This is a genomic window from Eggerthella sp. 1_3_56FAA, assembly GCF_000185625.1.
In the GTDB taxonomy this organism is placed as follows: Bacteria; Actinomycetota; Coriobacteriia; order Coriobacteriales; family Eggerthellaceae; genus Eggerthella; species Eggerthella lenta.
In genome coordinates, this window is sequence record NZ_GL622579.1 from 590838 (window position 1) to 598284 (window position 7447).

At 65.4% G+C, this 7447-nt stretch carries 8 protein-coding genes; 5 read left to right on the forward strand and 3 right to left on the reverse strand.

The window, feature by feature from the left end; translation table 11 throughout:
* The coding region (locus tag HMPREF1023_RS15625; RefSeq protein WP_035578315.1) for a hypothetical protein at positions 1–329 on the reverse strand (329 nt) is incomplete at its 3' end.
* A 188-nt stretch (positions 330–517) separates the two neighbouring features.
* Positions 518–1420: a helix-turn-helix transcriptional regulator gene (locus tag HMPREF1023_RS02555; RefSeq protein WP_009608299.1), complete on the reverse strand. Its 903-nt coding sequence runs from the start codon at positions 1418–1420 to the stop codon at positions 518–520.
* A gap of 235 nt (positions 1421–1655) precedes the next feature.
* Here HMPREF1023_RS02555 and HMPREF1023_RS02560 point away from each other — a divergent pair, with 235 nt between their 5' ends.
* The 5 genes from HMPREF1023_RS02560 (at position 1656) to HMPREF1023_RS02580 (ending at position 7043) form a co-directional block, all read left to right on the forward strand.
* On the forward strand, positions 1656–3467 hold the full coding sequence (locus HMPREF1023_RS02560; RefSeq protein ID WP_035578318.1) for an amidohydrolase: 1812 nt from the start codon (positions 1656–1658) through the stop codon (positions 3465–3467).
* Positions 3468–3625: 158 nt separating this feature from the next.
* Positions 3626–4288: an endonuclease III gene (gene nth, locus HMPREF1023_RS02565; protein ID WP_009304585.1), complete on the forward strand. Its 663-nt coding sequence runs from the start codon at positions 3626–3628 to the stop codon at positions 4286–4288.
* A gap of 91 nt (positions 4289–4379) precedes the next feature.
* Complete coding sequence (locus tag HMPREF1023_RS02570; RefSeq protein WP_009304586.1) at positions 4380–5522, forward strand: aldo/keto reductase; 1143 nt, start codon at positions 4380–4382, stop codon at positions 5520–5522.
* Positions 5523–5792: 270 nt separating this feature from the next.
* The gene (locus HMPREF1023_RS02575; protein ID WP_009304587.1) at positions 5793–6332 is read left to right on the forward strand and encodes a CarD family transcriptional regulator; all 540 of its coding nucleotides are present in this window, start codon (positions 5793–5795) and stop codon (positions 6330–6332) included.
* Positions 6333–6449: 117 nt separating this feature from the next.
* Positions 6450–7043 (forward strand): helix-turn-helix domain-containing protein, encoded by a 594-nt coding sequence (locus tag HMPREF1023_RS02580; RefSeq protein WP_009304588.1) that lies wholly within the window; start codon positions 6450–6452, stop codon positions 7041–7043.
* Here HMPREF1023_RS02580 and HMPREF1023_RS02585 read toward each other — a convergent pair.
* A partial coding sequence (locus HMPREF1023_RS02585; RefSeq protein ID WP_156788357.1) for a hypothetical protein occupies positions 7040–7447 on the reverse strand: 408 nt, incomplete at its 5' end. The two genes, HMPREF1023_RS02580 and HMPREF1023_RS02585, sit on opposite strands and share 4 nt — an antisense overlap.

Sequence of the window (7447 nt, forward strand, 5' to 3'; positions counted from 1 at the left end):
CAGGCGTGCACGGCCTCCATGCGCCGTGCAACCTGCGCAGGGTCGCTGGGCTTCGGCACGAAGGGGTAGTCGCTGCGCTCGGGAAAGCGCATGACGCGCTCGTCGCCCAGGTAGGCCGCCAGGCTGCGCGAGAACGCCACGGCCGCGTCCTCGCCCGCCACCACGACGAGCGTCGGCTGGGGCCTGTGCGCGAACCGCGCCGCCACGAGGAACGGGCGCGCCGACGAGGCCACGCCCAGCGTGCCGTCCTCGCCCGCGTCCAGCTTGCCCCAGAACGCGTCGAGGCAGCCCGATTTCTCCAGGGTGAACGTCAATGAATCGATGAGCATGGCGCGTCCTCTTCCGTATGCGAACAGCACGAAAAGCCGCGATCGGCGGCTTCATGCAAGGTTTCTGGTCGCCGTCTGCGCGCACGCGCGGACGGCGCTGCCGATTCTACCATCCGATAAGCTCTCGCGCGACGCCCGACAGCGCACCATGAAGGAGAAACCACAAGGGGACGGGGAGCCGCCAGCGCTCAGCAGAACAATCGCGCTTCCTGGGCGCTACGCTCCAGATAATCGGTGTACTTGAGCAAAACCTGCGAGCGGTTCTCTATCCCCAGCTTCTTGTAAATGCTGTGGTTGTGCGCCTTCACCGTGCCCGCCGCGATGTACAGCTTGTTGCAGATGCCCTGGTTCGTCTCGCCCTCCATGAGCAGCTTCACGATCTCTCCCTCGCGGCCGCTCAGACCGTAAGCGTCGAGGAAACGCCGGAACGACATGTCGACGTTCGGCAGGTACGGCTGCTCCACCGTGTGCAGCAGCGTCCACGCGATATAGACGGCGCATCCGACGTAGATCGCCCAGCACGTTTCCACCAGAAGGTCGCGGTTCTCCCAGAACAGGACGGCCTCCACCCCCAGCACACGGCACGTCGCGTCGATCACGTGCAGCACCACCAGCGAGACGACCACCGCCTTCGGCCAAACGCCGTCCATCTTGGGAATCAGCCGCAGGAACACCCACGCGTACAGAAGGGGGTACACCGTGCCGAACACCGAGTAAGGCACGACGGGCGCGGCGACGCCGAGCGCCGTCGCGACGGCGCAAGCCGCGCCGAGCACGACCATCGATCGCTTCGACGGCATATCATCGTAAAAGCAACCGCTGATCATGCGGATGATGAAGGGGTAGCAGGCTATGAACAGGGCTTCCGCAGCCTGGTAGAACGTCGCGAACAGAGGATCGGGATGGCCTAGCGCCGTGAACACTTCTTTCATGAAATAGGTTCCGTTGTCCACGAACGAGCAGGCGAACAGGATCATGAGCCACCACGCCAGACGGCTGGACCGCGAACGGTGCAGCCAGAAGAACACGACCGCGAGAACGACGTACGTCGCCGCAAGGAGCATGTTGTACAGGAATACCGGATACGTCATCGGAACCACCCTCCGTCATTCGCGCTGGCGAAGACTCCCCTAAGCTCGCCAGGGTACGGCTCCGCCGCTCGAAGCGCAATACCAACCCGGGGTTATTTCGGGTATAGGAGCCGTTCGCCTCGTATAAACGCAAATAGGACTTCCGGACAGGGCGAATCCGCCTGTATACCTGCATCAGGAAGCGGCTGGAACGCGGTCGACACGACCCGCCGCACGAGGAAGGGAGCAGCACGCCATGGATACGAACCAACCATCGAACACGTTGTCCCGTAGGAAGTTCGTCAAAATCTGCGCGACAGGAGCGGCCACGCTCTTCATCTTGCCGGCGCTTTCGGGCTGCGGAAGCGAAAACGGCGAAGCGCAAACGGACGAGGCGGAGGGAGGCGCCGGCGCCCAGCAGAAAACGGCCACCCTCGCGTTTCGCGGCGGCACGATCCAAACCATGACGTCCGAGAACGACGTCGCCGAAGCCTTGGCCGTCGACGGCAACGAGATCGTCTACGTCGGCGACGAGGCGGGGCTCGAAGCCTTCGTGGGAAGCGGCACGAAGGTGATCGACCTCGAGGGCGGCATGGTGGTACCCGGCTTCATGGACGGTCACATCCACGCCCCGGGAGACTGGGTCACCAAGCTCTACGACATATACCTCGGCGACGCGACCACCGTCGACGAGTACGTGAAGATCATCTCCGACTTCGTCGCGGCGCATCCCGAGCGCGAGGCGTACACGGGCAACCCGTTCATGGTGAACGCGTTCCAGCTGGAGGACGGCAGCAACCCCGGGCCGAACAAGAAGCTGCTCGACGAGATCTGCCCCGACAAGCCCATCCTGCTTTTGGACGTCTCGCATCACTCCGCCTGGGTCAACAGCAAGGCGCTCGAGATGGCGAACATCACGCGCGACACGCCCGACCCGCTCGGCGGCATCATCACGAGGGACGAGGACGGCGAGCCCACCGGATATCTCATCGACGGCGCCGCCACCGAAGTGTCCGCCCTCGTCGTGTCCGAGCACACCGACGAAGAGTACGAGCAGGCCATCGCAAAGTACCAGGAGGACGCGTCGCGCTTCGGCCTGACCGGCATCACGAACCTCTCCGCCGTGGACGCGCGCTTCTTCTCCGAACTGGAAAAGGCCGGCGAGCTCAACCTGCGCATGAGGATCCTGCCCACCATCATCCCCGGCACCGATCCGAGCGAAGCGGTCAAAACAGTCAAGGGACTGGCACGCTACGACAGCGAGATGATATCCACCGGCACCGCGAAGATGTTCTCCGACGGCGTCACCGAAGGCGGCAGCGCCGTCATGCTGGAACCGTACAACGAAGCCGCCGGCAAGGGGTCGGACTGGTACGGCGAATCCGAATGGGATCAGCAGGAGTTCGACGCCATGGTGGCCGCCCTCGACAAGGCGGGCGTGCAGGTGCACGTCCACGCCATCGGCGACGGTGCCGTCCGCAACACGCTGAACGCCTTCGAGAACGCGATCAAGGAGAACGGCGAGCGCGCCGACCGCCGCTACACCATGACCCATGTGTGCGCCGTAGCCGACGAGGACATCAAGAGGATCGCCGACCTCGAGGTCATCAGCGCGCTGCAGTTCCTGTGGATGTACCGCGACCCGCTGTGCGAGCTCGAGATCGCCTACATCGGAGAAGAGCGCGCGATGGCCATGTACCCGGTCAAGAACATGCTGGAAGCCGGCTGCATCGTGAGCGGTGCCAGCGACGGCCCGGTCACCCCGTTCGCGCCCCTGGAGGAGATCGAGGTCGCCGTCACGCGCAACAGCCCCTATCCCGGCGAAGAGGACACCGATATGCATCGCTGGCCCGAGCAGGCCATCACGCCGTACCAGGCCCTGGAAGCCTACACGAAGAACGTCGCGTTCGAGAACTTCATGGAGGACCTCGTGGGAACCATCGAGGTCGGGAAGAAGGCCGACCTCGCGGTGCTCGACCAGAACATCCTGACCTGCGACCCGAAGAAGATCTCCGACAGCACCGTGCGCTACACGATCTCCGACGGCCGCATCGTGCACGAGGGCTAGCCCCACGACACCGACGGCAAGAGCGGTACCAGCAATCGGACGGCGAACGGCAATCGCGGCGCGCATCCGCCGTTCGCCGTCCTCGAAAGCGGGACACGGACGAAGAACTTCATTATACTGGGAGGAGTTTCGCTAAAACCGCATCCCGAGGAGATCCTATGCCACGCGAGACCATGACCGCCAAACGCCAGCGCGCCCTTGCGGTGGCGGAGCGCATGAACGAGCATTACCCCGCCGCCGAGTGCGCGCTGCACTACTGGGGCGATCCGTTCCGCTTGACCATCGCCGTACTGCTGAGCGCCCAAACCACCGACAAAGGCGTGAACAAGGTCACGCCCGCGCTGTGGGAGCGCTACCCCACGCCCGCGGACCTCGCAGCGGCCGATGTCCGCGACGTTGAAGGCATCATCCGCACCATCGGCTTCTTCCATACGAAGGCGGCGAACGTCATCAAGTGCGCTCAGATGGTAGTGGCCGACTACGGCGGCGAGATCCCGCGCGACATAGACGAGCTGCAGAAGCTGCCGGGCGTGGGGCGCAAGACGGCGAACGTCGTGCTCAACGAGGCGTTCGGCATCGTGGAGGGCATCGCGGTGGACACGCACGTGTTCCGCATCGCGCATCGGTTGAAGTTCGCCGGCCCCTCGGCCGACACGCCAGCGAAGACCGAGGCCGCCCTGCTCAAGCTGTACCCGCGCGAATACTGGGGTCCCATCAACCATCAATGGGTGCTGTTCGGCCGCGAAACGTGCATCGCCCGCAACCCGAAGTGCGCGACGTGCTTCCTGTGCGACCTCTGCCCCAGCTGCGGAAAGGCGTAAGAAGAAAAAACTTGGATTAGAGTTCGCTCCAAGAAGCAGTACGGAAGCGTGCTGCATGCGAACGCGAAGGACTATCGCGAGAGGGGTTTGTATGCGCTACCGCGAACTGGGCAGGACGGGGCTCGAAATCAGCGAGATCGGCTTCGGAGCTGAATGGATGGAGAAGAAATCGGCCGCCGAGGTGCGCGCCGTGGTCGAGCGCTGCGAGGAAGCGGGCATCAACATCCTCGACTGCTGGATGGCGGGACCCGAGGTGCGCAGCAACCTCGGAGCTGCGTTGGCCGGCACGCGCGACCGCTGGATCATCCAGGGCCACATCGGCTCCACCTGGCAAGACGGCCAGTACGTGCGCACGCGCGACATGAATCTCGTGCGTCCCGCGTTCGAGGACCTGCTCGCGCGCCTCGGCACCGACCACGTGGAGCTGGGCATGATCCACTACGTCGACGACATCAACGAGTACGAGGGCATCATGGCCGGGGAGTTCATCGAATACGTGCGCGCGCTCAAAGCCGCCGACGTCATCGGGCACATCGGGCTGTCCACCCACGCGCCCGAGGTGGCGAAGCGAGCCGCGCTGTCCGGCGAGATCGAAGCCGTCATGTTCAGCGTGAACCCCGCCTTCGACCTCCTGCCGGCCACGGCCAGCCTCGACGACGCATTCACCTTCGCCTACGACGACGCGCTCGAAGGCATGGATCCCACCCGCGCCGAGCTGTACGCGCTGTGCGAACGCGAGGGCGTGGGCCTTACGGTGATGAAGGGGTATGCCGGCGGGCGTCTGTTCAGCGCCGAGGCGTCTCCGTTCGGCGCGGCGATGACGCCCGTGCAGTGCATCCATTACGCGCTCACCCGCCCCGCCGCGGCTAGCATCCTGGCGGGCTTCGACGAGCCGGCGCACGTCGACGACGCCGTGGCCTACGAAACGGCGACCGAAGCGCAGAAGGACTACGCGAGCGTGTTGGCGGGAGCGCCGAAACACGCCTACTTCGGCCAGTGCACCTACTGCGGCCACTGCGCGCCCTGCACGGCCGGCATCGATATCGCCGCCGTCAACAAGTTCTACGACCTGGCTGTCATGCAAAGCGAGGTGCCCGCCTCGATCCGCGAGCACTACCGCGCGCTCGACGCGGCCGCCGACGACTGCACGGCCTGCGCCGCCTGCGAGCCGCGCTGCCCCTTCGGCGTGCCGATAGCCGAGCGCATGGAGAAGGCGGCCGAGCTGTTCGCGTAGCGCGCAGGCTTTGCCGCGCTCCTGCAGAGGCCGTGGCCCGCGGGAGCGCGCTGTCGCCCGAAGCGGACGCTTTTCCCGCAGAATCGTCTGTTCCAAGCGACAGCGCGTCAGCCGCTACCCGTAACTGGACGGAGTCAGGCTCCGCCGCTCGCCGAAGCGGGATGCGCGCACGCTTCCCGCGAAGTGGTACAATCGAAGTGCTGATTCTGCGACGTCACCGCGACGCGACTGAACCGCACCTACCGTTCCCACCCATCATCGGAGGTTGCCATGTACGCATGCGGAGATACGGTCGTCTACCGTCATCATGTCTGCGAAGTTGCCGCCCTGCGCGAGAACTACTTCGAAGGAAAGGACTACCTCGAGCTGCGCGCGCTGTTCGAGAACTCGCTCAAGCTGTTCGTTGCCGTCGACGAGGCCACGCCCGACAACCTGCGTCCCATCATGTCGAAGCGCGCGGCACTCGCCCTGATCGATTCCATCGTGGATGCCGACACCATCGACGAGAATGCCCTCAAGCCCGACGCGCCCACGCCCACCCTGTTGGAGCGCCGCATGAAGGAAGAATACGACAAGCGCCTCAGAACGTTCGCGCCCGAGGATCTGGTTCCCATCATGAAGTCCGTCCACGAGCGCACCGTCCGGCGCGTCGATTCGGGCCGCCGCATCACCGCCACGGACAAGAAGTACTTCGACCTGGCAGAAGGCCTGCTGTGCGACGAGCTTGCGGTGTCGCTGGCCGTTCCGCGCGAGAACGTGAAAGACGTGCTCGTCGAACGCGTGAAGCGAGCCGAGGCGCTCCGGCGCTGACGGGCTTGTCCGCCGCCTCCGCTACGCCGGGAGACGCGACTCTACGGAGCGTTCATTGCGCCGGCCGCGGCGCGCGCGTATCGTAGACGCCGTCCGAAAAAACCAGGGAGGATCGCCATGGACGCCAGAAACACCGGCACGCTCATCCGCGCGCTTCGCGAGGAGCGCGGGCTCACCCAGCGCCAGCTCGCCGACGCGCTCGGCGTCACCGACAAGGCCGTGTCCAAATGGGAGCGCGGAGGCGGCTGTCCCGACATCGAGCTTTTGCCCGGCCTGTCCGAACGCTTGGGAACTCCCGTGGAAACGCTGCTCGACGGCCGCCTGGCCGTCGATGTCCGAACGGGAGGAACCATGAAACGCGCCGCATTCCGCGTCTGCCCCGCCTGCGACAACGTGATCGTCACCACCGGCGACGCCGAAGTGTCCTGCTGCGGCAGGAAGCTGCCCCCGCTCGTCGCCTTGCCAGCCGACGAGGCGCACGCCGTGCACGTCGAGCCGATCGAGGGCGACTGGTACGTCACCTTCGACCACGAGATGAACAAGCAGCACCACCTCGGCTTCGTCGCCGTCGTGGGCTTCGACCGCATGGCCGTCGAAAAACTCTACCCCGAGCAGGGCGCCGAAGCGCGCCTGCCCCGCCTCGCCGGCGCGAAGCTCTACACGTACTGCACGGCCCACGGCCTCATGCGGCACGAACCCGCGCGCCGCTAGCGCGCGGGACGCATCACCACCGCGCATGCCGTCTGCACGAGGCCGATCACCAGGTAGATCACCGAGACCGGATTCGGCAGGTACACGAGCTCGAACACGCACCAGACGATGAGCAGCGCGCCGGCCAGCAGCGCCCACGAACGCGCGCGCCCATCGCTGCGCGCGAACAGCACAGCGGCCACGAGGTTTGCCACCCCGTTCACGAGCGCAAGGGCAAGCCCCGGCCAGAACAGATCGGCCGTCATATACGCAGGCAGCGGCATCCGCTGAATCAAGGGCACCATGAGGTCGAAGAAGCCGAAGAGCTCGCCGAACGCGGGCGGCAGGATGCCCGCAGCGCCCGCCATCATGAAGCCGCCGCACACCACCGCGCACACCCCGTTGAACACGCAGATGACACGCAC